Raw genomic sequence first — 23,933 nt, 5'->3', positions numbered from 1 at the left:
TTACCAGCCTAAAATCCTACAGGCTAACAAACCGTCTGTCAGCTTACTCTGAATTTACCACTAGCAAACGGCAATTGCTGCGGCTTTTAGCTTATGCCAACCCTGCAACAAACACGGCAAAACACTACGCGTATTAGCGTGTGAATTCGGTTTCCCCCCGCGCGGGTTAATGCAGTAGAATGGCCAGCTTATCACGCGCCTGCATCCGGGCTTTGCCGCCCGCCTTCACGCGCGTTCGTTGTATCAGGGCGCCCATTATTTAAGGATTGTAGAGACCTCTCAATGGCCGATCTAGACCATCGCTTCCGTCACCGTCTATCAGGTAGCATAAAGTTGACCACTATAAAGGAAGCTACACTTTCCTTACTGGCGCTTACGGTGCTGAGCCAAAGCTCGGCGGTGGCCGATAGCTATCAATCCGGCACAGAGCACGATGCAAGATACGGGCGCATTGATTGGGTACCCCGCGAGCAGCTACCGGAAGAAGAGCGCGAAAATCTGCCGGCCGGCTGTTGCGGTGCCTACGTTAGCCCTTATCGTGCCGATCCAGACGCGACCGCTATTGATCAGACCAACATCGAAGCCGATGCCGATAAAACTTCCGCCAGTGGCGGGCAAACCATCACCCTTGAAGGTAATGTCGAGCTGCGTCAAGGCTCGCGCATGCTGCGCACTCAGCGAGCGGAGCTAAACAATACCAGCGGCGAGCTGATCTTGAATGAAGGCGTCACGATCCGCGAAGATGGCTTACTGATCTTGGCCGACAACGCAAAAATGCAACGCGATAGCGGCGATGCCAGCATTGATAACGCCGAGTTTGTGCTCCATGAGTCCCGTTTGCACGGCCGCGCTGGCAAGCTTGAGAAGTTTGGCGATCGCTTGCTACGCTTAACCGACGGCAGCTTTACCACCTGCGAACCAAACCACGAGTTTTGGCGTATGGAAGCCTCTGAGGTGGAAATACACACAGACGATAGCTACGGCACCGCTAAACACGCACGCCTGCTGATTAAAGACATCCCCGTCTTTTATATGCCTTACATGGCGTTCCCCATCGGCGACGAGCGTAAAAGCGGGTTGTTATTTCCATCGCTCGGTACAAGCTCGCGCAACGGGCTTGAGTTTGCCCAACCCGTTTACTGGAATATTGCACCGCAAATGGATGCCACCATAACGCCGCGCTTTATGGAAGAGCGCGGCACCCTTTGGGACGGCACCTTGCGGCATTTATCATCGTACTTTTCCACCCAAATATCAGGCGGATTCTTAGCCAGTGATGACGGTGGCTACGACAAGCGCGCCGAAAACGACATTGCCTCGGGCGAGAAAACACCCGAGGAAGCATACCCACACTTGGGGCAGGACCGCTGGCTAATCAACCTGGACCAAACCGGGGGCAAACGCAGCCGCTTTAAAACCCGTATCGACTACACCGACATCAGCGACGTCGATTACCTACGGGACATTACCAGCAGTGATATTGACGTTTCCCGGCAATCGCGCATCAGCAAGTTTGGCGAAATCAGTTATAACGGCGAGGCCTGGAAGGTTGGCGCCAATGCCGAAGAGGTGCGTTATCTCAATGAGTCAAAACAAGAGCCCTATAAACAGCTACCACATTTGTTTGCCAATGGTCGTTTTCGCTTGGGCGACTGGCAGATCGACCTCGACAATCAATTCACCCGCTTTGATATCACCGAGTACTATGCCCGCGATACTGACCGCTTGGTGGTGGGCGACCGCTTTAGCAGCGATTACGGCCTAACCTGGGACAAACGCTGGCAGTGGGGCTTTTTCCGGCCGCGAATGGGCGTTAAAACCCTGAGCTACCAACTGGAGCAAGCCGATTACAACCCAAACGGCCAGATGCCAGATGACACCATTTATAGCGACTCTCCCTCCCTCGTCGTGCCGCAAGGCAGCGTCGACATGGGCATGTTTTTCGAGCGCTTTGGCAGCCTCGGTGGCACCGAATTTATCCAAACCCTAGAGCCGCGCTTGTTTTACTTTTATAGCGATTACGAAGATCACTCTGAGATCTACTCCCCCCTAAACGACAGCAATCGATACATCGACTTTGACACCAAATACGTCACTTTCGACTACAATCAGCTGTTTCGCACCACTCGGTTCTCAGGCTACGACCGTATTGATGACGCCAACCAGCTAAGCGCCGGCCTTACCAGTCGCTTTATCTCACCGGTAACGGGCATCGAGCATCTGGAGTTAAGCGTCGGTCAGATTTACCGCTTTAGCTCGCCACGGGTCACCCTAAACCCTGAATATCAACCAGAAGAAGAAACCTACGGGCAATCTGAGTTTGCCGGCCGTATTGCCGCTCGCGCAGGCGACTACCTACAAGTCAGCGGTGATGTCCTGTACGATCAACACAAAGATGAGGTCTCTAACGCGAGCGCCACTATCGAGTACGCCGACGACTCAGACCGCCTAGTCAGCCTGACGTACACCTATAAACGCGATGTGCGCGAGCTGGATATTGACGATGAGATCACACCCGAGCTGGGCTCAGAGCGCAACCAACTGGATATAGGCGCATTTGTTCCGGTTAGCAATAGTTGGAGTATCATTGCTCGCGCCAACTACGATTTAACCTACGATCAGGAACTCGACACCTTTGCCGGGTTCGAATACAGCGATTGCTGCTACCGGGTGCGCCTGTTATGGCGCAAATGGCTCAATTTTGACTACAACGACGGCAACATCCTCGATAGCGTCGAGGACGACGATTACGACGATGGCTTTTTTGTCGATCTTCAGCTCAAAGGACTGGCCAGCATTAGCGAACGCGTAGGTAGCCTACTGGGCAAAACCATCTTAGGTTACGACGAGCGCGAAAAAAACTTACGATAAACAAACAGTGATTACTATGACAAAGAAAAGCTTGGCAGCCCCCCTGCTTCATTTGATAGGCGCCCTCAGCCTTAGCATTGCCTCAAGCGCAAACGCTGAGACCGAAATACTCGACCGCGTTATAGCCGTCGTAGACCAGGGCGTCGTTTTGCAAAGTGAGTTTGACGAGCGCAAAAACTCCGTTCTGCAAAGGCTCCAGGGGCAATATGATCAGCTTCCGCCCATGGACGTGCTCGACCAACAAATCTTAGATCAGCTGATTTTAGAGCAGCTGCAACTAGAAGAGGCCGGGCGCTACGGGATGGAAATCTCTGACCAGCAACTCAACCAAACACTGCAACAGGTAATGGCCAACAATGGCTTTACCACGCTGGACGAGCTATCAGCCGACCTTTTAAGCCAAGGTATGTCACTCGAGCAACTACGTGAAAAACTGCGCCGCGATTTACTGGTCAATCAAGTCCAGCAAGGCGTGGTAAATAACCGCATCCGTGTTACCGAGCAAGAGATCGACAACTTCCTCGCCTCCAGCGACGGCAAATTTGCCACCTCACCTGATTATCACTTGGGTCACATCCTAATTAGCGTTTCTTCATCGGCCAACCCCGATGAAGCGCAGGAAGCCGAGGCAAAGGTCAACGACATCTATCAACAACTGCAAGATGGAGCCGACTTTAGCCAGATGGCCATTGCCAACTCGAACGACCAAACTGCCCTAGAAGGCGGCGATTTAGGTTGGCGCAAACTGGCCCAGCTACCCGAACTGTTTAGCGATGTCGTTAGCGAGCTGGACGTCGGGGATGTCTCCAAGCCCATCCGCTCAGGCGCAGGCTTCCACCTTATTAAAAATATCGAACAGCGCGGCGGTGGCGAGCAACTGGTACAGCAAACCAAAGCTCGACACATTCTGATCAAAACCTCTGAGATCATGGATGACGAAACCGCCAAAGAGAAGCTCACCGAACTTAAAACGCAAATCGAAGGTGGCGCTGACTTTGCCGAATTAGCCCGAGAAAACTCTGAGGATATCGGCTCTATGCTCGAAGGCGGCGATCTTGGCTGGGCCACCCCCGGCACATTCGTCCCCGCCTTCGAAAACGCCATGGCCAACAGCGAAATTGACGAGATTGCCGGCCCCTTTAAAAGCCAATTTGGCTGGCATATTTTGCAAGTCACCGATCGCCGTCAAGAAGACATGAGCGACGTAGTGATCCGCAATAAAGCGGCGCAGATGATGCGCGAGCGCCGCTTTGACGAAGAACTGCAAGTGTGGCTGCTGGAGTTACGCGAAAACGCTTATCTCGACATTAAAGACCTCGACAGCAGCACGGCTGACGATAATGACTCTGACAGTGGCGCTTAATGACTCAAGCAATTGCACGCATTGCCATCACCCCAGGGGAGCCGGCGGGTATTGGCCCAGACCTGGTTTTGGCGCTAAGCAAAACAGCTAGCGACCATGAATTTGTTATTATTGCCGACCCGACGCTATTAGAGACGCGCGCCCAAATGCTGGGCGTAGCCGTTAATATCGTCACCGTTAGCGCCGACGCCCCGCCCCGCATACCGGCCGCTGGCACGTTGCACGTTCTACCCGTGTCGCTCGCTGCCGGCGCCGCGGCGGGTAGACTCGATCGCAACAATGCCCGCTATGTGCTCGATACCCTTGATGCCGCCATTGATGGCTGCCAAGCTGGTCACTTTGACGCTTTAGTCACCGGCCCAGTCCACAAAGGCATTATTAACGATGCCGGCGTCGCTTTCAGCGGACACACAGAGTACCTTGCAGAGCGCACCAATACGCCCCGCGTGGTGATGATGCTTGCCACTGATGGGCTTAGAGTTGCGCTAGCCACCACTCATATCCCGCTCAGAGAAGTCGCCGACGCCATCAACAGTACGTTATTGCGCGAGGTTATCACCATTACCGCGCACGATTTAAAAACAAAATTTGGTATTGCGCAGCCGCGTATTCTGGTGTGCGGTTTAAACCCTCACGCCGGCGAAGGCGGTCACCTAGGCTGCGAAGAAATCGATACCATTGAGCCTTTATTAAGCGCCATGCGCCAGGAGGGCTACGATTTAATCGGCCCTCTGCCGGCCGATACGCTCTTCACCCCCAAACACTTAAATAACGCCGATGCGGTATTAGCTATGTACCACGATCAAGGCCTGCCTGTACTTAAGTACCAAGGGTTTGGTCGAGCGGTTAATATTACCCTTGGGTTACCCATTATTCGCACATCGGTTGATCATGGCACAGCACTCGATCTGGCCGGCACCGGCAAAGCCGACCAAGGTAGCCTGCTAACCGCCATTGATTACGCCCAAACCATGATCCACGCGCGGCGCGAGGCCGACCAATGAAAACATCTTTTACGCCGGGCTCCCCACACCGCGCACGAAAACGTTTTGGGCAAAACTTTTTAGTCGATCACGGTGTTATTCACCGTATCGCCAGCGCTATTCGCCCCCGTCCCGGGGAAACCTTGGTAGAGATCGGTCCCGGCCAAGGGGCGCTCACCGAGCCGCTGGTAGCCAGTGCAGAAACCTTGCACGTCATTGAGCTAGACCGAGACCTAGTCCCGTGGTTGCGGGTGCGTTTTGATAAATACCCAGGCTTCACATTGCACCAGGCCGATGCGTTAAAGTTTGATTTTGCCGAATTAGGCAGCGCTGAAAAGCCCTTGCGAATCGTTGGTAACTTGCCCTACAACATCTCCACGCCGCTGATTTTTCACCTAATCAGCTTTGCGGATAAAGTGCAAGACATGCACTTTATGCTGCAAAAAGAAGTGGTCAAACGGCTCGCCGCCTGCCCTGGCGAAAAAGCCTTTGGCCGATTGTCTGTGATGGTGCAATACTACTGCCGCGTCGAACCGCTGTTTGATGTGCCGCCCGGCTCCTTTGACCCAGCACCTAAAGTCGACTCGGCCATTGTCCGTATCACGCCCTACCGTGAATTGCCCCATACGGTGGGTAACATTAAAACCTTAGAAAAGCTGGTTACCGCCGCTTTTGGGCAACGCCGTAAAACTTTACGCAATGCGCTCAAAACACTGCTTGATGTCGCCGACATGGACGACCTTCCCGTCGACATATCCAAGCGAGCCGAGCAACTAACCATGGCGGAATTTATCGCCCTAAGCGACGCCATTGACGAGCGCCTTAAGAACTCACAAAATAATGCCCATGACTGATACCGCCTCTGAATTTTGCAACGATATTGCATCCAGCATTGCCATTGACGTAGACACAGGTTTTCTCGCCGAGCAATCGCAACCCGAGCAACAACGTTTCGCGTTTCGCTATACCATTACGATTCACAATCGCGGTGTCCAAGCGGCGCAGTTACTGAGTCGCCACTGGGTTATAACCGACACCAACGATCAAGTACAAGAAGTACAGGGCCTTGGTGTGGTGGGACAACAACCGGACATTCCCGCCGGTTGCAGCTATACCTATAGTAGCGGCGCCATATTGGCAACGCCTGCTGGCATTATGGAAGGCAGCTACGAGTTTCGCCAACCCGATGGCGAGACCTTTACGGCCCCCATACCGGCATTTGCCTTGGTGCCGCCCGGCGCGCTGCACTGACACCATAAACTAACACGGCGACTATAAGACCGATACGACCATGAGCACCTACGCAATAGGCGACATACAGGGTTGTCTCGACCCGCTACTGCGATTGTTGGATAAAATTGATTTTGATCCTTCCCACGATCGCTTGTGGATTGCCGGAGACTTGGTCAACCGTGGGCCCAGCTCACTGGCGACACTGCGGTATCTGTATTCATTGGGCAATGCAGTCACCGCCGTTTTAGGTAACCACGACCTGCATTTTATCGCCGTCGCCTACGGCCACAAGCGCAAAGGATCATTTGACACCCTTGATCAACTGTTAAAAGCGAACGATTGCGAAGAGCTGATCCATTGGCTACGCCACTGTAAGCTTCTTCACAGCGACCCAACACTTGGCTATACCATGGTGCACGCTGGCATCCCGCCTATTTGGGACTTGGAGCAAGCCACCGCCCACGCCCGAGAAGTCGAGGCGGTACTGCAAAGCGATTACATCAACGACTTTTTGGCCGAGATGTACGGCAACAAACCCTGCCAGTGGAAAAACAAGCTTATTGGCAATGCACGGTTGCGGCTGATTACTAACTACTTTACCCGAATGCGCTTTTGCGATGCTGACGGTTTACTCGATTTAGACAATAAAACGGCGGTGAGTAGCGGTGAGTTTTTGCCCTGGTTTGACCATCCACAGCACGCTTGTCGTAAAGAGAGGATTGTATTTGGACACTGGGCAGCATTAGAGGGGCAAGCAGCGGCGGATAACGTCATCGCGCTAGATACCGGCTGTGTCTGGGGTGGCTGCTTAACCGCCCTGCGATTAGAGGATGGCAAGCTGTTTCGTACGCGCTGTAAAAAGAACTAAAAGGTAGTTAATCATCACCCTCTTTCAATACGCGGTTGCGGCCCTTCTTTTTCGCTTGATATAACGCATCGTCAGCCGCCTTAAACAGCTGCTCTACGCTTCGGCCACCGGTTAATGTCGCCACGCCAAAGCTTGCCGTGACTTGCAGCTCACCATCAAATTTGTGCTCTGCGAGCATCGCTCGCAACTTTTCGGCAATGTGCTGCGCGTAGTGAATACGAGTATTGCGACATACCAGCACGAACTCCTCCCCTCCCCACCGGGCAAACAAATCCGTCGCGCGTATGTGCTCTTTAACCAAGGCGGATATACCGGCTAAAATATCGTCGCCTACCGCATGGCCGTATTGGTCGTTAATCTTTTTAAAGTGGTCAATATCCATCATTACGATAGACAAAGGTTTGGCGCTATGGCGCCACTCCCAAAGCCCGTTTTTAATACTCTCTTCAATACCCTCACGATTAAACGCCCCGGTCAGAGCATCCGTTTTGGTTTTCGCTTCAAGCTCACGAGAACGGCTATCCAAAAAAAGATTTACATCCATCAGCTCCTGCTCGCGTTTTTTGCGCTCACGCACCTCACCCGTAAGCTCCAGCACTCGATAAGCAAGAAACAACAGCACAATAACCACCCAAACCACAATAATCCCCAAGTACCAGTCTGCCGTATCAAACCTTTGGCCGACCAACTCGACGCGACGCAATACAAAACGATGCTCGCCGGGTAAGTGGCCTGAGCCTGTCTGTACCTCAAAGCTCACTATATTGTTAAACTCAGGGTGGCTCAGCTGAGGCGGAATATTCTTTTCACGCAGCCACCAATTGGCAACAAAAAAGTCGCCAAAGCTAAATTCGTAATAGGCCTGATCCTTGGCAGGCGAGAATTCGAGTTGGTTGTACTTAGTCGTAGTGTCATCGCTCGCGACACTGTAGCGGCTATTATAGTTGCGTAAAAAAATACGTACGCTGTCGTTGGGGCCTTCGTAATCTAACCAAATTTTGACCGTTCGGTAATTACTAAAGTTAATGCCTTGGGTATAGCTGCCAGTTAATCGCACTTCAAAACCACAGTGGGGGTAAGCGTACCCCGTGGCATGCAAATCGCAACGCCAGACATAGGAGTCTGCCGCACCCGAGATCATTTCAGATTGGCTGGTACCGCCAGAGAGGCGATCATTGTATAAGCGATTGTCGAGCCCCTCAGTAGGGTCAATAACAAAGGTTTCTTGTAACACCCATTTTTGCCCTAAAACCGCCAATGCCGTCAGTACAACCAGCACTAGCAACGCTTTTTCAAATCGCATTTTTGTAGGCATAACTGACCTCTAACCCTAACTGGGCGAATAGTCTCGCCAAGGCGTCATTCTTATTTTATATTTTCTAGAGCGTTTTATCTGTACTGAGCATCGGCCCTTTAAGTATCCTACCTAGCACTGACTGTTGCAGCACAGAGAATACGCCAAGCAATAATATTACTAATCGATTTTTACGATTTTGCAATTCACAGTTTAACCCTAACACACGGTGTTAACTATGTCGTTAACCATGACAAATGTGCCACATAATCATTGGCGAGTGGCAAAGAGGAGGGATTCAAAGGTGTAAGCACAAGAACCTGGAGGCAGACCAGCCGCCTCCACGCTAATCGAGACTGTAGCGGTAGGTTTTAGTAACCCAACTCCCACAGCTCATCACAACCGAGCTCATCTTTAAGCCGGCGGCGTTCCAAGCGATCTTCCAGTTGCCGCCGAATCGCCAGCTGCCGCAGGCTGTTTTCTTTTGCTGTGGTGATAGACGTATCAGAGTCTACGTCATCGTCTAGCAGGGTATCGTCATCGTGATCCACGGACATAAGCTTTTTACCTCATAAAATAGCGGAATCGCGAACAAACATCGATAAGCTAATTTCAGAGCGGTTTTTAGTGGTAAAACCCGCCCTGACGCTCACAAACGCTATTTACCACAGTTTTTTGACATTACCTAGCTTTTTTCTTAGGGTTTAAAAGGTGATTCATTTGAGCACTAACGGTTTCCATAATGCTCTAGGATATGACACAAGCATCCGCGATCCCATAACTGCTATAGTTAGAGATCAACACTTGAGGTAGCAATAACCCATGACCGATAAGCACATGTACTCTGTTGGCTGGCGCGAGTGGGTACACTTGCCCGACTTTAGCGGTATACACATTAAAGCCAAAGTAGACACCGGCGCAAAGACTTCAGCGCTGCACGCTTTTTTTGTCGAACCTTTTGAGCGTGAAGGTGAAGCGTGGGTTCGCTTTGGTCTTCACCCACGGCAAAAATCCAATGAAACAGAGATTATTTGTGAAGCTCCTGTCCACGATCAGCGCGAAGTAACAGACTCGGGCGGACATAAAGAGGTGCGTTATGTCATCGAAGCTGCTCTGACGATAGGCGGACAAACGATCTTAACAGAGATGACGCTTACCAACCGCGACACCATGACATTTAGAATGTTGCTCGGACGCAACACCCTAAATGGACACTTTACGGTCGACCCTCAACAATCATTTTTGTGTGGTGGCGACAAGCTAAACGCCCCTTAATCCAGGTTAAGCCGCCGTTATTAGTAGCGATCACACATAAAAATTAATTAGGACTCTAAATGAAAATTGCCATTTTATCTCGCAACGCCAAACTCTATTCTACCCGTCGCTTAATAGAAGCCTGTAAAGAGCGCGGTCACGATCCTCATGTTATCGATATTCTAAAGTGCTATATGGACATCACTCCCTCCAAACCCGCCATCTGGTACCGCGGGCAAGAGCTTGAAGGGTTTGATGCCATTATTCCACGGATCGGCGCCTCGGTAACCCACTATGGATTGGCGGTGATCCGGCAGTTCGAGATGATGGGTGTGTATTGCCTGACTGAATCTGTGGCACTCGGTCGATCGCGAGACAAGTTGCGAGCCCTGCAGCTGCTATCGCGCAAAGGCGTGGGCATGCCTCGCACCAGCTTTGCCCACAATGTTCACAACACCAAAGAGCTTATTCAGTTAGTGGGCGGTGCCCCCCTCGTGGTTAAACTGTGTGAAGGCACCCAAGGCCGTGGCGTCGTTTTAGCCGAAACCGCCAAAGCTGCTGAGAGTGTGATTGAGGCGTTTCGTGAGTTGCGCGCTGAGTTTTTAGTGCAAGAGTTTATTAAAGAAGCCGGTGGTAGCGATATTCGCTGCTTAGTCATTGGCACTAAAATCATAGCCTCAATGCAACGCACCGCCCCCGATGGCGAATTCCGCTCAAACCTGCATCGCGGCGGCAGTGCGCAACTGGTTAAGCTGCGCCCGAACGAACGCACCACCGCCATTAAAGCGGCACAAACAATGGGCCTAAAAGTCGCGGGGGTGGATATTCTGCGCTCTTCACGCGGCCCCTTGATTATGGAGGTGAACTCCTCTCCCGGGCTTGAGGGTATCGAGGGCGCAACAAGTAAAGATGTCGCTACAGAGATCATCAAATACATCGAAGAAAATGCCCGCCCACACGCCAACCGCACCAAAGGCAAAGGTTAATCCCCAATGGCAGCAAACCATACCGTCACGATTGGTGGAGAGCAGGTTTTACCGGGGCAAACCAAGAGCATTGATATCCCGCTGGCGGCGATGTACACCCACACCGACGTGGGGCTAACGGTACATGTCATTAATGGTAAGCGTCCGGGCCCCTGCCTATTGCTAACCGCCGCCGTACATGGTGATGAAATCAACGGGGTTGAGATTATTCGCCAGGTGCTCGGCAGCAAACAACTCAGCAAGCTGCGAGGCACTTTACTGGCCATCCCGGTGGTTAATGTGCACGGTTTTCTCAATCAATCGCGCTACTTACCCGACGGTCGCGACCTCAACCGCTGTTTTCCGGGCAGCCTAAAAGGTTCGTTGGCCGGACGGGTCGCTTACACGTTAATTGATAAAATTCTCTGCCACGCCACCCATTGTATCGATTTGCATACCGGCGCTCGTCACCGAACCAATTTGCCGCAAATTCGAACCGATTTAAGTCAGTCCGAGACTCAAGAGTTGGCACTCGCGTTTGGTTCACCTGTTATCTTAGACGCCCAGCTGCGCGAGGGCTCGTTGCGCCAAGCGGCCGCCGACAGAGACATACCCTTTTTACTGTACGAAGCCGGCGAGGCTTTACGATTTGATGAGTTTAGCATTCGTGCCGGCACGCGCGGCGTCATTAACATCATGCGTGAACTGAACATGCTGCCACGCAAAGTTAGGCCCGCCAAGCCGACCACGGTTACCATCGCCGATGACAGTCGCTGGGTGCGCGCGCCCAACAGTGGCGTTATGCGCACCATGGTTCGCTTAGGTGCCAGAGTAAAGAAAGGCACCGTGCTTGCGTATATCTCCGATCCGGTAGGCTTAGGGCAGAAGGCGGTACTGGCGCCGGCCGAATCCATTGTTATCGGCTTAACCAATTTACCTCTGGTACACGAGGGTGAAGCTTTGTTTCATCTGGCCAATTACAGCAAAAAAATACATCAAGTCGCCAATCAGGTAGCCACATTCCACGATACCTTCGGTAGCTCTGGCGACGAGGAAGAACCATTTTTTATCGGCCAGGATGACTCACTGGAAGACTAACCACGACGCTGGTCGCCATTAGGCCAGCCCCTTTAAAGACACTACATTTGCGTGAAACGAAAACTCACCGCTGGCGGTAAAATGCTCGGCAAAACTTTCGCGCGCCATGGGTTTAGCGTAAAAATACCCCTGCGCTTGATCGCATCCTTGTTCACGCAGCCAGTCGGCTTGCTCAACCTGCTCGACACCCTCTGCCACTACGGTTAACTGCATGTTGTGGGCTAAGGCAATAATCGACTTGGCAATAGCCGCATCATTCATGTCGAGCGGCAAGTCGTGAATAAAGCTGCTGTCAATTTTTAGCTTATCAATGGGGAAACGCTTTAAGTAGGCAAGAGATGAATAACCCGTCCCAAAATCATCGATAGAGAGCGACAACCCCATTTGATGCAACTGATTGAGCTGATTGATCGCTTCACCGGCGTGCTCCATGGCGCAGCTTTCGGTAATTTCCAACTCTAAATACTCAGCCGGCAATCCGGTTTCGCGTAAAATCGTTGCAACTTTTCCTGGAAAGTCGCGCTGGCGAAATTGTCGGGTCGATAAATTAACGGCTATTTTCGGGACTCTTTGGCCGGCATCAATCCATGCTTTTTGTTGTCGGCAGGCGGCGCCCAACACCCACTCTCCAAGTGGCACAATTAAACCGGTTTCTTCTGCCAGAGGAATAAAGTGGGCGGGTGATACCAAGCCGCGCTCTGGATGCTGCCAACGCACCAGCGCCTCAACCCCTGTCAGCTGGCCGGTATTAAAATCAATTTGGGGTTGATAGTGTAAAGTTAACTGCTCCAACTCGATTCCGCGGCGCAGGTCGTTTTCTAGCAACAGGTAATTAACGGCCGAAGCGCTCATGCCCGTGGCGTAAAACTGGCAGTTGTTCTTGCCCGCCTCTTTCGCCTTGTACATGGCGATGTCCGCGTTTTTTAATAACTCGTCAGTCGCCTCGCCGTCATCAGGGTAAACACTAATACCTATACTGGCGGTTATCGAGATCTCGTGGCCGGAAACCTCAATCGGCCGCGCTAGCTGCACCAACAGTTTATTGGCGATAAACCGAACATCTTCAATGTCGTGGACACCTTCAAGCACCACCACGAACTCATCCCCGCCGAGTCTGGCAACCGTGTCCATATCCCGCACACCTTCATTCAGGCGCCCGGCAATGGCCTTTAGCAACACGTCCCCGGCATCGTGTCCGAGACTGTCGTTAATGATTTTAAAGCGGTCTACGTCTAGCAGCATCAAAGCCAGCTTACTGCCAGCTCGCGCCGATCGCGCTAAACCATGCGAAATACGATCGTAGAAGAGCGAGCGGTTCGGCAGAGAGGTCAAGGCATCGTGAAACGCCATATAATTCAGCCTAGACTGCTGCTCGCGAAGCGCGCTTTCGGCGAGCTTTCGATCCGACACGTCGGTACAAATCGTACACACGCCAAACACTTCGCCGCTGCGATCACTAAGGGGAAACTTCACTACCAAGTAGGTGTGCACGCTGCCGTCTTTATGGGGCAAGTCCACCTCAGTCTCATAGGGGCGGCCTTTATCTAACGCCGCGGCCTCGACGTTTTTTAACGACTCAACCAGTTGCGCGGGATAAATATCCTGGGCTTTTTTACCCACAAGAGACTCATCCCCAATGTTGGCCAACTGTTTGTAATGCTCGCTCGCCATCACCACGTTGCCATTTAAATCTTTAACCGCGATCAACGCCGGGGAATAACGCAAAATGGCATTCAGGTAGGTTTCACTGGCCCACAGAGCGCGTTCGGCATCATTGTTGCGCTCGGACTGCAGCGCCAGACTGCGCATATCCGCAATTTGCCGCACCATCAAAGCACTAATCAACCACACAGGCTCAAGCGCTGTCACACTTTCACGCAAAACGCGCTCATCGCCCCTACACTCTAGGTAAAACGCCGCCGCAGGTGCATCAATAGCTTCTACCGGGATGATAGCGCAGCTAATATCAGGGCCACCTGTTCCGTATTGGTTTTGCTGCGCAGCAAAGCTACGGGCAATAAAATCGGTAGGAAAATTATTAAGCTGGGACAAGGGGGTGTTAATAGAGTGCGTATTAGGCGCGTTATCGCCCGCGGCCAGCGCAACAGCATCGACTTGTAACTCACCTTCACAATCGAGCAAAAGGGCTGCACGAATCACGCCCCGGCGTGCAGCAACCAGCCCCACCAGACGTTGAGCGATCTGCTTATGATTGAGCCGTTTAAAAAGAGTCTGATACTTTCTAATCAGCTCGACGGCACTGAGTTTGTGTTGCATAACATTCCACAAGAGACGTAACGATTCACATAGCGGTTAACACCCCTGATTATAGGAGTGAATACAGACGCTATCATGCCCTGTGGTGAAACCGGTTAACCATTTAACTCGGTTACCCCCTAGCCCGCCCCTTATACGCGTAACAGAGCGTTAAGAGATCGTTTAATAACTTCAATTTATTAGAATATAACCGCGGGTGCAAGCGCTAAGACGGTGTACGCCTCATAAACGTCGTCGCAAGCCACCTTCACCTAAGCCTTGTGGCATTAAGCGCCTTTTAGCAGCGACTCTACTACAGCCAATAAAGTGCCTATCTGCTCGTCTGTACCCACGGTAATACGCAAATAATCGCTGATGCGCTCGCGGTTAAAATAGCGCACCAAAATTTTGTGCTCGCGCAACTGCGCCGCCAACGTCTCGGCCGACACAGCGGCGGGCGGTTTCGCAAAAATAAAGTTGGCCTGTGAAGGCAGTACAGTAAAGCCCAGCGCCTCAAGCCTACTTGTCATCCGGTCGCGGGTCGCCACCACCTTGGCGCAGCTGGCCTTAAAGTAGTCATCGTCCTGTATTGCCACCGTAGCAGCACGCTGTGCCAAGCGATCCAGCGGGTATGAGTTAAATGAGTTTTTTACACGCTCCAGGCCCTCAATTAAGCTCCGCTGCCCCAAGGCAAACCCAACTCGCATACCCGCCAAGGCGCGCGACTTAGAAAAGGTTTGCACCACCAATACATTGTCATAGCGTGACACTAAGCTCGCGGCGCTCTCGCCGCCAAAATCTATATAAGCCTCATCCACTACCACCAGAGTATCGGGGCGTGCTTTTAGTAACTGCTCGATCTCATCCAGCGCCACCCCCATACCGGTGGGTGCGTTGGGGTTGGGGAAAATAATGCCGGCCGCTTCAGTGGAATAATCCGCAAGCGCCAAGCTAAAGTCCTCCCGCAGCGGAATCGGTTTAGCGGGCACACCAAATAATTGGCAATAAACGGGGTAAAAGCTGTAGCTGATATCGGGGTAAAGCACTGTGCCGCGCCCCTGTAGAAACGCCATAAACAACTGGGCCAACACTTCATCAGAGCCATTACCCACAAACACTTGACCAACATCAAGCTGGTAGTAGTCGGCCAGTGCCTGACTCAGCTCAGAGGCGTTGGGGTCCGGGTACAAGCGCAGCTGATCGACAGCGTCACGATCGATGGTTTTTGCCACCTCAGGCGATGGCGGGTAAGGACTCTCATTGGTGTTGAGCTTGATCAGCCCCGCTATTTTAGGCTGTTCGCCCGGCACATAGGGTTCAATCTCACGAACGACATCGCTCCAGAACTTAGACATTGCTGCTCCGCGCTTAAAAGTCGCGATTATATCAGAGCCACCGGGCCGTTACGCTTGATATTACTACCGTTAGGAGTCCGCCAACCAAATAAGGCTCGCCATTCGGCCACTGGTATCGCCGTCACGTCGGTAAGAGTAAAAGCGCTCCGCATCGTTATAGGTGCATACTCCGCCGCCGTAGACCGAGCTTACGCCACACTCGGACAATGCCGCGCGCGCCAATTGAAATAAGTCGGCGTAAAAATGCAGAGGGCGATTTCCTGGCCGTATGGCGGCGGCAATGGCATCGCTGTGTGTAACGCTGCCAGCCGTATCAAAAAAAGCCTCTAGCACATCGACGCCCACCTCAAAGTGATCCGCCGAAATCGCGGGGCCCAGCCACGCCATTATTTGATCGGGCGGCGCCTTAAAGCGCGCCACTGCACGCGGCACTATACCCGCCGCCAGTGATCGCCAGCCGGCGTGAATCGCCGCCACTTGGGTGCCTTGGCGGTCGCACAACAGGATAGGCAAGCAGTCAGCGGTTAATACAGCGCAAGGCAAACCACGCTGCATCGTCACCGTGCCATCGGCGGTACGCACACGGTCGTCGTTTTCAGCCTCAACCACTTTAATCCCATGCACCTGCTCGAGCCATTGGGGCTCGGCGCTTAAGGCCAGCTCAGCGCATAACTGTTGACGGTTAGACAAAACCGAAGCGCTATCATCGCCAACGTGAGCGGCGAGGTTGAAACTCGAATAGCCCCCTTCACTGCTGCCGCCACACCGTGTACTAACAGCGGCCTTCACCGATGCCGGCGCGGGCCACTCTGGCACGAGGTAATGCTCTGGAATCCAATTACTCATCGGGATTGTGTAGCGCGTGTAGCAGCTGCGCCATATCCTCGGGTAAAGGTGCTTGCCACTGCATGTACTCTCCGGTAACGGGATGATCAAGCCCCAATTGCGCAGCGTGCAGTGCCTGACGGGGAAAATCCCGCAAAGTTGTCGCGAGCTCGCGCGCTAACGTATGCAGCTTGCTGGGCCGTTTACCATACACCGGATCGCCCAATAAGGGGTGACGGATATGCGCCATATGAACCCGAATCTGATGGGTGCGACCGGTTTCAAGCTTTAATCGTAAATGGCTGTAGCCACTCAGACGCGCCAGCAGCCGATAGTGAGTCACCGCCTCTTTACCACCATGAGTCACCACCGCCATTTGCTTGCGCAACCGTGGGTGTCGGTTAATAGGTGCGTCGACTTTTCCGCCACCGGTCATATCGCCGCAGGCCAGCGCCTCATATTCGCGGCTGACCGTACGTGCTTGCAGTTGCGCCACCAAGTTAGCATGAGCGGGCAACGTTTTCGCCACCACCATCAAGCCGCTAGTGTCTTTATCCAGCCGGTGCACAATACCAGCGCGGGGTAAATTTACTTGCGGGGGGCAGTAATGCAATAGCGCATTGACCAGTGTCCCGCTGTAATTGCCGGCGGCCGGATGCACCACCATGCCGGCGGGCTTATTAATCACCATTAGGCTTTCGTCTTCAAAAACGATGTCGAGAGGAATCTCTTCGGGGAGCCACTCGCCTTCGGGGGTCAGTTCGGCCTCAAGCTGCACCCGTTCGCCCCCCAGTAATTTGTGCCGCGGGCGCACTTGGCAACCATCGACGGTTAACTGCCCAGCTTTAACCCAGCTTTGCAGGCGCGCCCTGGAATAATCAGGGAACAAGGTTGCCGCCGCTTGGTCCAAGCGCAGCCCGTGCATCTGTGCCGGTACGATGGCACTGTGTTCTATGGTTTCGGTCATTCCCAACCTGGCTCCCAGTTTACGGATCTGGTCGCACCCTGCCTGCTTTGGCTTGGGCGTCGACTGTGTTTAAATAGCGGGCTTGGAGACTGTAGAAAAACGACTAGCTCGGCCTCCAGACAGTAAAATTAAGCTCAAATGCGCACTTATCGAGTATAAACGACGCATTTTCGCTTACTTTTCCGTCCGGCTTTTGCTCGGAACGTTTTAAAACAACCCTCTTAGTGCCCACTGGCGCTGCGATGATAACGAATTATGAGTTGTAACCCTATGCGAGCCCTAGTTTTTTTAATTGTCGGTCTTTTTTTGGTCCTGCTCAGTGCGTGTTCTTCAAACGAGCAACAGGACTTCACCTCGGAGTCCGATTTGTATGAATCGGCCCAAGAGCAGCTTGAGCGCTCCCGCTGGGAGAGCGCCATCCGCTCTTTACAGCTGCTGGAGGAGCATTTTCCCTTTGGCAAATACGCCGAGCAAGCGCAACTTGAGCTGATTTACGCCTATTTCAGCTCAGGCGAACCCGACGCGGCTACCGCCTCGGCCGATCGTTTTATTCGTCTGCACCCGCAACACCGCAATGTTGATTACGCCTATTATATGAAAGGCTTGGCGGCTTACAGCAAAGATGAGAACTTTCTGTCACAGATCATGCCACTCGATCAGACCCAGCGCGACCCCGGCGCCGCCCGAGAGTCTCTGAGTTATTTTACCCAGTTACTCAACCGCTACCCTGATAGCCCCTACGCCACCGATGCTAAAAAACGCATGCTGTATTTGCGCAATCGTCTGGCTCGCTACGAGATTCACGTTGCCAACTATTATTTCAAGCGAGGGGCGTATCTCGCATCAATCAATCGCGGTAAGTACGTGCTAGAAAACTACCAAGAGACGCCCGCCGTACCCGACGCGCTAGCGGTTATGGTGCAAGGTTACCATTTGCTGGAAATGGACGAGCTATCGGATCGAACACTGGCCGTTTTGCGCTTAAACTATCCGGACCATCCGGCCTTTAATAAAAGCGGCGAGTTTGACTTTCAGCATGGCGACGTTAGTGGCGAGCGCTCTTGGCTCAGCATGGTCACCTTTGGGTTGTTTGATAAGCGCGACCCGCGCGGCTTTGATTCACGCCGGGTCTACGATCCTCAGTACCAAGACGCACCGCGTGCGACTCAGTAACACCCCGACAAACGCATAAAAAGGGCGGCACGTTACTTGAACGTGTCGCCCTTTTTTATAGCCGCGATTTTATTACCCAGCGGCTACTCGCCCGCTTGCCACCTAGAGGTAATAGGGTAACGCCTATCGCGGCCAAAGCCGCGCTGGGTAATCCTTGGGCCAATGGGTGCCTGACGCCGTTTGTACTCGTTAATATCCACTAGGCGCACAACACGGGTGACATCCTCGCGAGCAAACCCCTCCGCCACAATTTGATCCGCGCTAAAGTCGCGCTCTACATACAACGCTAAGATAGCGTCTAGCACGTCATAAGGGGGCAAAGAATCCTCATCTTTTTGGTCCGGCGCCAACTCGGCCGAAGGCGGCCGGGTGATCACCGACTCGGGGATCACCTCGACCGTCGCATTGCGATATTTCGCCAAGCTAAACACCAACGATTTAGGTACATCCTTAAGCGCATCAAAACCACCAGCCATATCGCCATACAAGGTCGAGTAACCCACGGCCAACTCGCTTTTATTGCCCGTGGTCAACACCAAACAGCCCTTCTTATTTGAGATAGCCATCAACACGACACCGCGACAGCGCGCCTGTAAGTTCTGCTCGGTTGTGTCCACCGCTGTACCGGCAAACTCATCATTCAACGCGGCCATAAAAGCATCGTACATTGGCTCGATGCTAATAGACTGGTAGCGCACGCCCATACGCTCGGCTTGATCAGCCGCGTCGGTTTTACTCAACTCAGAGGTGTAGCGAAACGGCATCATCACGGCCTCGACGTTATCAGCGCCCAATGCATCGACGGCAATTGCCAGCGTTAACGCCGAATCAATGCCACCAGACAGACCGAGCACGGCGCCTTTAAAGCGATTTTTTTGCACGTAATCGCGCAAGCCCAGCACCAACGCCTGGTACACCGCCGCCAAATTCGAGGGCTCCGGCGCCAAGGAGTGCTGCGCCAGCTCTAACCCGCCGGCGCCACACACTATATTAATGGGTAATAAGGCAGGCGCAAATGCGGGCGCACGGGCGCAAACAGTACCGTTGTGATTCACGGCCATAGAGCCTCCGTCAAACACAAGTTCATCCTGCCCACCCACCATATTAGTGTAAATAATGGGCATTTTGCCTTCGCGGCTACGCTGCTCAAGCAATTGTTCTCGTTCGCGCGCTTTACCTTGGTGAAAAGGCGAAGCATTAAGATTTAACATCAAGGTAGCGCCAGCATCGCGCGCCTGAGTCATAGGCTCACTCTGCCAAATGTCTTCACAAATACTTAGGGCTGTCGGAATGCCTTTTAAATCAAATACACAGGCTTTATCACCCGGCACAAAGTAGCGCACCTCATCAAATACTTGATAATTCGGCAAGTGTTGTTTGGCGTACTCGGTAATCAGCTGACCGCCGGCAATCACACCGGCCATATTAAAAATGCGTCCAGCTACCACCCGGGGGTAACCAACAATCAAGGTAATGGGCAGCGCTGCATCGAGCAACACGTTCAGGGCCCGATCGATACGTAACTGCAACGATGGCCGCAACAACAGGTCTTCTGGCGGGTAACCCGTCAGAGTCAACTCCGGGAACAACACAGCGTCCGCCGCATATTCATCCAGCGCTCGCTGCGCCTCCCTTAACACCAAACCGGTATTACCCGGAATGTCCCCAACCAGCGTATTTATTTGCGCCATACATACGACGACTTTACTCATGCCTTGCCCTCTTTGCAGCCAACCCCGATTAAGGCGCCATATTGTCCGATAAAGGCCTGCATTAAGCAAAGCGCAACGATTCTACCTTGGCGGTAACAGCCTAAATGACCGGCAAAGCCTGCTGACTAAAACAAAATATGTCAGTTCACACTCAAAAATGTGTATTTTTTAATCCGCCTAGACCAATTTTGAGTGTAGGCTGAATCGTTGCACTCAAGCAATGCTGTACAATCGCCTTATCGGCTTTTATCTCAACCAAGCCAACTTTACGGCCCAGAATAATACCTATGAAATCCATTAACACAGCGATAGATCCCAGTTATGACCCATATCAACTGTTACGGGTGTACACCTATTATCGCGTGCTATTGGGCAGTTTACTGCTGTTAATCTATCGCAGTAACCTCGCCAGCAATGTTCTGGGCAGTGAAAACGCCTCGCTGTTCGTCTACACCACCTGGACCTACACCATTGTCAGCCTCGTCACCTTAATCACTTTGTGGCGCAACAGAAGCACTCCCACGTTACAGCAACGATTTTTGGCCATTCTTAGCGATATCATCAGCATTATCCTAATCATGTACGCCAGCGGGGGGGCCACCAGCGGCTTAGGGTATTTGCTTATTGTTGCGGTGGCTGCAGCCGGCATGCTACTACCGGCACAACTTGCGGTGTTTATGGCCGCGCTAGCCACCATTGCGCTTATCGGCGAGAGCCTTGTCCATCACTTGGTTTCAGGAGTGGACTCTAAAGCCTTGTTTGTCGCCGGCTCGCTCGGAGCGATGATTTTTATCACGGCGCTAACGTTTCAGTACGTCACCCGTAAAATTAGAGACAGCAGCGACAAGCTGGCGGCACACGCGCAGCATATCGCTCACCTCCAAAAACTCGCCCGGCTCATTGTCGAGAGAATGCGTACGGGAATCGTCGTACTAAACAAAAACGACGACATCGAGCTAATTAATGAGGCCGCGCAAACCCTACTGGGCCTGCAGAACGCAGGTGACGTCAGCTTATCGCTGAACCAAATACCTACCCTCAAGAACCAGCTAGAGCAATGGCGCACCGGCCGTGCACAGGGCTCTGACATCGTCGACAATCGTTATGGCCCAACCAACGAACTGCGCATTAGCTTAGCCAATCTAGAGCTTGGTAAAACCGAAGATACGCTGGCTTTTATCGAAGACAACCGCGCCATTATTCAGCAAGCACAGCAGCTAAAGCTCGCCTCGCTCGGGCGTCTTACCGCCAGCATCGCCCACGAAATTCGCAACCCACTTGGCGCCATTAGTCACGCCAGCCAGCTGCTGGGCGAGTCGCAGCAAATCCCTGACGATGACCGTCGCTTACTTGAGATAATCAGCAACCACACCAAGCGTGTTAACCAGATTATTGAAAATATTTTACAGGTCTCGCGTCGTAAAACGGCCACGCCAACCACCCTGGAGCTTACCCATTGGGCACAGCAGTTTATCGATGAACACGACCGCGACAGCCAGATGGATATCGGACTGAAATTTGATACCATCCCCGTGTATGCAACGTTCGATGCGAGTCACTTGCAGCAAATACTCACCAACCTTATCGAAAACGCACTGCGCTACACACCGCAAGATTGCCAAGAGCCGGTGACCTTAGTGATCGGTATCGAACCGAGCCGGCAAACACCTTATATTAAGATCGTGGACAAAGGGCCAGGAATCGCTCCAGACAACCAAAAACATATCTTTGAGCCCTTTTTTACCACAGAGAGCACTGGCTCAGGCTTGGGACTGTTTATCTGCCAAGAGCTTTGCGAGGCCAATCAGGCCTTTCTCCACTACCAGTGTGACGATGAGCAACCCAGCTGCTTTATTTTGCAAATGGCACACCCAGACAAGGCACAACAATGAGCGAGAAAACCGCATTAGTCATCGATGACGAACCCGACATTCGCGAACTGTTAGAGATTACACTGGGGCGAATGCAAATCGACACACGCAGCGTCGCGACTATTCGCGACGCCAAGGCACTGCTCGCCAAACAAACATTTTCTTTTTGCTTAACCGACATGAAGCTACCAGACGGCAACGGCTTAGAGATTGTCGAACATATTCAGCAGCATCAGCCGCGCATGCCGGTAGCCGTTATAACCGCTCACGGCAACGTCGACATTGCGATTGAATCGATGAAAGCCGGCGCGTTTGACTTCATCTCTAAACCCGTCGACCTAACAACGCTACGCAAACTTGTTAATACTGCCATCCAATCGGGCGACCTACCCAACGAACCGTCCAACAAAACGACCCTACTGACCGGCGAGTCGTCATCCATTGTTCGCCTAAGTGCCAGCATACATAAGCTTGCGCGCTCACAGGCGCCGGTTTATATCAGCGGCGAATCAGGCTCGGGCAAAGAACTGGTTGCGCACTCCATTCACAACCTGGGTCCGCGGGCAGACGCGCCTTTTATCGCAGTAAACTGCGGTGCCATTCCGCGTGAGTTGCTTGAAAGCGAATTATTTGGCCACGTCAAAGGCAGCTTTACCGGCGCCCACCAAGACAAACCCGGCCTATTTAAAGCGGCAGAAGGTGGCACATTATTTTTTGATGAAGTCGCCGACTTGCCATTGGATATGCAAGTAAAGCTGCTGCGTGCTATTCAAGAAAAAACCGTGCGTCCCGTCGGCGCGGCAGGAGAAATAGCCACCGATGTGCGGATTCTCTGCGCCACCCATAAAAGCCTCGAACAAGAAGTCGCTCGAGGCACCTTTCGCCAAGATTTATTCTACCGGCTCAATGTTATTCAGCTGGCCGTTCCCGCCTTGCGCGAGCGCCAAGAAGATATCCCCATACTGGCCGAGCGATTACTCAACAAAATAGCGCGCTCGGTAGGGCATGAGCCACCCGCGTTATCAAGCAAGGCGTTAACGGCTCTTATGGCTTACTCATTTCCAGGCAATGTTCGTGAGCTAGAGAATATTTTAGAACGCGCATTTACCTTGTGCGAAGGCGATTGTATTGACGAGTCTGACTTACAATTGCCAACCGCAGCCTCTACCATCGCCACCGACGATGCCCCCACAAAAGCTGGCAACAACGCAAAACCCGACCACTTTCAACGGTGTTTAGAGCATGAATCTCTGGATGAGTATCTAGAAGAGATTGAAAAAGAAGTACTGTGCAGCGCACTGGAGGCCAGCCGCTGGAATAAAACTCAGGCGGCCAAAAAGCTCGGAGTGAGCTTTAGGTCATTGAGATATAGACTGCATAAGCTGGGGTTGGATCAAGAGTAAAGCCCGCGACAGCGGGCCTTACTCTAAGCGTTACCAACACCGATTGGTATCGGTGTCAGGGTCGGGCGTCCGGCGTCCAAAGCTATCAATTGTCATCGTTGTGCACCCGGCGTCACCGGTTTGCGGTGACTTAGCCGCCTTCGCCGTTATGGTGTAAGTCGAGGCAGATGAGTTTAACGATAAGCTGTAAAAGCCCTCAGTTGACTCAGTTGGTACCGAACAATTGGCGTATGAGTTGTCAATGGTAAAACAGCGCTGCATTTGCTGCGCTGCATTGCTTAGCGCAGACTTTGCGTCTGTTCGGTTTCCTCTTCTCACATGGTCGACATAAGAGGGAAGAGCAATCGCGGTAATGATGCTTAGGATAACCACCACTACCATCAGCTCAATCAATGAAAAACCCATATTGCGCTTTATACTTATACTCATAACTAGATCCTAT

General features: G+C 52.5%; 20 protein-coding genes. 12 read left to right on the top strand and 8 right to left on the bottom strand.

Features of this window, described 5'->3' with window-relative positions:
- The first annotated feature begins 333 nt into the window (after positions 1-333).
- The 6 genes from AACY82_RS06315 to AACY82_RS06290 are packed head-to-tail and all read left to right on the top strand — an operon-like array spanning position 334 to position 7,318.
- Entirely contained in the window at positions 334-2,871 is a 2,538-nt protein-coding gene (locus AACY82_RS06315; RefSeq protein ID WP_339615934.1) for an LPS-assembly protein LptD, read from the top strand.
- Positions 2,872-2,887: 16 nt separating this feature from the next.
- Positions 2,888-4,234 carry a peptidylprolyl isomerase gene (locus AACY82_RS06310; RefSeq protein WP_339615933.1) on the top strand — a complete coding sequence of 449 codons (1,347 nt, stop codon included), beginning with the start codon at positions 2,888-2,890 and terminating at the stop codon, positions 4,232-4,234.
- Positions 4,234-5,238, top strand: a complete 1,005-nt coding sequence (pdxA, locus tag AACY82_RS06305) for a 4-hydroxythreonine-4-phosphate dehydrogenase PdxA (RefSeq protein WP_339615932.1) — start codon at positions 4,234-4,236, stop codon at positions 5,236-5,238. Before AACY82_RS06310 ends, pdxA begins: the two co-directional genes overlap by 1 nt.
- Positions 5,235-6,071, top strand: coding sequence for a 16S rRNA (adenine(1518)-N(6)/adenine(1519)-N(6))-dimethyltransferase RsmA (gene rsmA, locus AACY82_RS06300; RefSeq protein ID WP_339615931.1), 837 nt, complete (start codon positions 5,235-5,237; stop codon positions 6,069-6,071). The genes pdxA and rsmA overlap by 4 nt, the downstream gene beginning before the upstream one ends.
- Positions 6,064-6,468 carry a Co2+/Mg2+ efflux protein ApaG gene (gene apaG, locus AACY82_RS06295; protein ID WP_339615930.1) on the top strand — a complete coding sequence of 135 codons (405 nt, stop codon included), beginning with the start codon at positions 6,064-6,066 and terminating at the stop codon, positions 6,466-6,468. Before rsmA ends, apaG begins: the two co-directional genes overlap by 8 nt.
- A gap of 40 nt (positions 6,469-6,508) precedes the next feature.
- Positions 6,509-7,318 carry a symmetrical bis(5'-nucleosyl)-tetraphosphatase gene (locus AACY82_RS06290; RefSeq protein WP_339615929.1) on the top strand — a complete coding sequence of 270 codons (810 nt, stop codon included), beginning with the start codon at positions 6,509-6,511 and terminating at the stop codon, positions 7,316-7,318.
- Positions 7,319-7,325: 7 nt separating this feature from the next.
- Here the strand turns inward: AACY82_RS06290 and AACY82_RS06285 are convergent, their stop codons facing one another.
- Together AACY82_RS06285 and AACY82_RS06280 are read right to left on the bottom strand one after the other, a co-directional pair.
- Positions 7,326-8,633, bottom strand: coding sequence for a GGDEF domain-containing protein (locus tag AACY82_RS06285; protein WP_339615928.1), 1,308 nt, complete (start codon positions 8,631-8,633; stop codon positions 7,326-7,328).
- A gap of 350 nt (positions 8,634-8,983) precedes the next feature.
- Positions 8,984-9,169 (bottom strand): hypothetical protein, encoded by a 186-nt coding sequence (locus AACY82_RS06280; RefSeq protein ID WP_339615927.1) that lies wholly within the window; start codon positions 9,167-9,169, stop codon positions 8,984-8,986.
- 265 nt (positions 9,170-9,434) lie between these two features.
- Here AACY82_RS06280 and AACY82_RS06275 point away from each other — a divergent pair, with 265 nt between their 5' ends.
- The 3 genes from AACY82_RS06275 to AACY82_RS06265 are packed head-to-tail and all read left to right on the top strand — an operon-like array spanning position 9,435 to position 11,929.
- On the top strand, positions 9,435-9,887 hold the full coding sequence (locus tag AACY82_RS06275; RefSeq protein ID WP_339615926.1) for an ATP-dependent zinc protease: 453 nt from the start codon (positions 9,435-9,437) through the stop codon (positions 9,885-9,887).
- Positions 9,888-9,946: 59 nt separating this feature from the next.
- A complete protein-coding gene (rimK, locus tag AACY82_RS06270) occupies positions 9,947-10,852 on the top strand; it encodes a 30S ribosomal protein S6--L-glutamate ligase (RefSeq protein ID WP_339615925.1) in 906 nt (301 codons plus the stop codon).
- A 6-nt stretch (positions 10,853-10,858) separates the two neighbouring features.
- Positions 10,859-11,929, top strand: a complete 1,071-nt coding sequence (locus tag AACY82_RS06265; protein WP_339615924.1) for a succinylglutamate desuccinylase/aspartoacylase family protein — start codon at positions 10,859-10,861, stop codon at positions 11,927-11,929.
- Positions 11,930-11,947: 18 nt separating this feature from the next.
- Here the strand turns inward: AACY82_RS06265 and AACY82_RS06260 are convergent, their stop codons facing one another.
- The 4 genes from AACY82_RS06260 to rluD form a co-directional block, all read right to left on the bottom strand.
- Complete coding sequence (locus AACY82_RS06260; RefSeq protein ID WP_339615923.1) at positions 11,948-14,206, bottom strand: EAL domain-containing protein; 2,259 nt, start codon at positions 14,204-14,206, stop codon at positions 11,948-11,950.
- Positions 14,207-14,472: 266 nt separating this feature from the next.
- Positions 14,473-15,540: a histidinol-phosphate transaminase gene (gene hisC / locus AACY82_RS06255; RefSeq protein ID WP_339615922.1), complete on the bottom strand. Its 1,068-nt coding sequence runs from the start codon at positions 15,538-15,540 to the stop codon at positions 14,473-14,475.
- A gap of 69 nt (positions 15,541-15,609) precedes the next feature.
- Entirely contained in the window at positions 15,610-16,386 is a 777-nt protein-coding gene (gene pgeF / locus AACY82_RS06250; RefSeq protein ID WP_339615921.1) for a peptidoglycan editing factor PgeF, read from the bottom strand.
- A complete protein-coding gene (gene rluD / locus AACY82_RS06245; RefSeq protein ID WP_339615920.1) occupies positions 16,379-17,332 on the bottom strand; it encodes a 23S rRNA pseudouridine(1911/1915/1917) synthase RluD in 954 nt (317 codons plus the stop codon). The genes pgeF and rluD overlap by 8 nt, the downstream gene beginning before the upstream one ends.
- Positions 17,333-17,602: 270 nt before the next feature.
- On the opposite strand from rluD, the gene AACY82_RS06240 reads away from it, so the two are divergent.
- Complete coding sequence (locus AACY82_RS06240) at positions 17,603-18,505, top strand: outer membrane protein assembly factor BamD (RefSeq protein ID WP_339615919.1); 903 nt, start codon at positions 17,603-17,605, stop codon at positions 18,503-18,505.
- Positions 18,506-18,588: 83 nt separating this feature from the next.
- On the opposite strand, the gene AACY82_RS06235 is transcribed toward AACY82_RS06240, so the two are convergent.
- The gene (locus AACY82_RS06235; RefSeq protein ID WP_339615918.1) at positions 18,589-20,217 is read right to left on the bottom strand and encodes an NAD+ synthase; all 1,629 of its coding nucleotides are present in this window, start codon (positions 20,215-20,217) and stop codon (positions 18,589-18,591) included.
- Positions 20,218-20,504: 287 nt separating this feature from the next.
- On the opposite strand from AACY82_RS06235, the gene AACY82_RS06230 reads away from it, so the two are divergent.
- The gene (locus AACY82_RS06230) at positions 20,505-22,109 is read left to right on the top strand and encodes an ATP-binding protein (RefSeq protein ID WP_339615917.1); all 1,605 of its coding nucleotides are present in this window, start codon (positions 20,505-20,507) and stop codon (positions 22,107-22,109) included.
- Positions 22,106-23,491 carry a sigma-54 dependent transcriptional regulator gene (locus tag AACY82_RS06225; protein WP_339615916.1) on the top strand — a complete coding sequence of 462 codons (1,386 nt, stop codon included), beginning with the start codon at positions 22,106-22,108 and terminating at the stop codon, positions 23,489-23,491. The genes AACY82_RS06230 and AACY82_RS06225 overlap by 4 nt, the downstream gene beginning before the upstream one ends.
- A 30-nt stretch (positions 23,492-23,521) precedes the next feature.
- Here the strand turns inward: AACY82_RS06225 and AACY82_RS06220 are convergent, their stop codons facing one another.
- A complete protein-coding gene (locus AACY82_RS06220; protein WP_339615915.1) occupies positions 23,522-23,920 on the bottom strand; it encodes a type IV pilin protein in 399 nt (132 codons plus the stop codon).
- Between the last annotated feature and the right edge of the window lie 13 nt (positions 23,921-23,933).

This window comes from uncultured Gilvimarinus sp., assembly GCF_963972205.1.
GTDB classification, from domain to species: Bacteria; Pseudomonadota; Gammaproteobacteria; order Pseudomonadales; family Cellvibrionaceae; genus Gilvimarinus; species Gilvimarinus japonicus.
This window is presented reverse-complemented; position numbering and strand designations above follow the sequence as displayed.

Coding starts and splice junctions, on each gene's coding strand:
- rimK (WP_339615925.1), top strand. CDS start 9,947: ATGAAAATTGCCATTTTATCTCGCAACGCCAAACTCTATTCTACCCGT.
- AACY82_RS06285 (WP_339615928.1), bottom strand. CDS start 8,633: ATGCCTACAAAAATGCGATTTGAAAAAGCGTTGCTAGTGCTGGTTGTA.
- AACY82_RS06260 (WP_339615923.1), bottom strand. CDS start 14,206: ATGCAACACAAACTCAGTGCCGTCGAGCTGATTAGAAAGTATCAGACT.
- rsmA (WP_339615931.1), top strand. CDS start 5,235: ATGAAAACATCTTTTACGCCGGGCTCCCCACACCGCGCACGAAAACGT.
- AACY82_RS06290 (WP_339615929.1), top strand. CDS start 6,509: ATGAGCACCTACGCAATAGGCGACATACAGGGTTGTCTCGACCCGCTA.
- AACY82_RS06235 (WP_339615918.1), bottom strand. CDS start 20,217: ATGAGTAAAGTCGTCGTATGTATGGCGCAAATAAATACGCTGGTTGGG.
- pgeF (WP_339615921.1), bottom strand. CDS start 16,386: ATGAGTAATTGGATTCCAGAGCATTACCTCGTGCCAGAGTGGCCCGCG.
- AACY82_RS06240 (WP_339615919.1), top strand. CDS start 17,603: ATGCGAGCCCTAGTTTTTTTAATTGTCGGTCTTTTTTTGGTCCTGCTC.
- AACY82_RS06220 (WP_339615915.1), bottom strand. CDS start 23,920: ATGAGTATAAGTATAAAGCGCAATATGGGTTTTTCATTGATTGAGCTG.
- AACY82_RS06310 (WP_339615933.1), top strand. CDS start 2,888: ATGACAAAGAAAAGCTTGGCAGCCCCCCTGCTTCATTTGATAGGCGCC.
- pdxA (WP_339615932.1), top strand. CDS start 4,234: ATGACTCAAGCAATTGCACGCATTGCCATCACCCCAGGGGAGCCGGCG.
- AACY82_RS06280 (WP_339615927.1), bottom strand. CDS start 9,169: ATGTCCGTGGATCACGATGACGATACCCTGCTAGACGATGACGTAGAC.
- AACY82_RS06225 (WP_339615916.1), top strand. CDS start 22,106: ATGAGCGAGAAAACCGCATTAGTCATCGATGACGAACCCGACATTCGC.
- apaG (WP_339615930.1), top strand. CDS start 6,064: ATGACTGATACCGCCTCTGAATTTTGCAACGATATTGCATCCAGCATT.
- AACY82_RS06275 (WP_339615926.1), top strand. CDS start 9,435: ATGACCGATAAGCACATGTACTCTGTTGGCTGGCGCGAGTGGGTACAC.
- rluD (WP_339615920.1), bottom strand. CDS start 17,332: ATGACCGAAACCATAGAACACAGTGCCATCGTACCGGCACAGATGCAC.
- AACY82_RS06230 (WP_339615917.1), top strand. CDS start 20,505: ATGAAATCCATTAACACAGCGATAGATCCCAGTTATGACCCATATCAA.
- hisC (WP_339615922.1), bottom strand. CDS start 15,540: ATGTCTAAGTTCTGGAGCGATGTCGTTCGTGAGATTGAACCCTATGTG.
- AACY82_RS06265 (WP_339615924.1), top strand. CDS start 10,859: ATGGCAGCAAACCATACCGTCACGATTGGTGGAGAGCAGGTTTTACCG.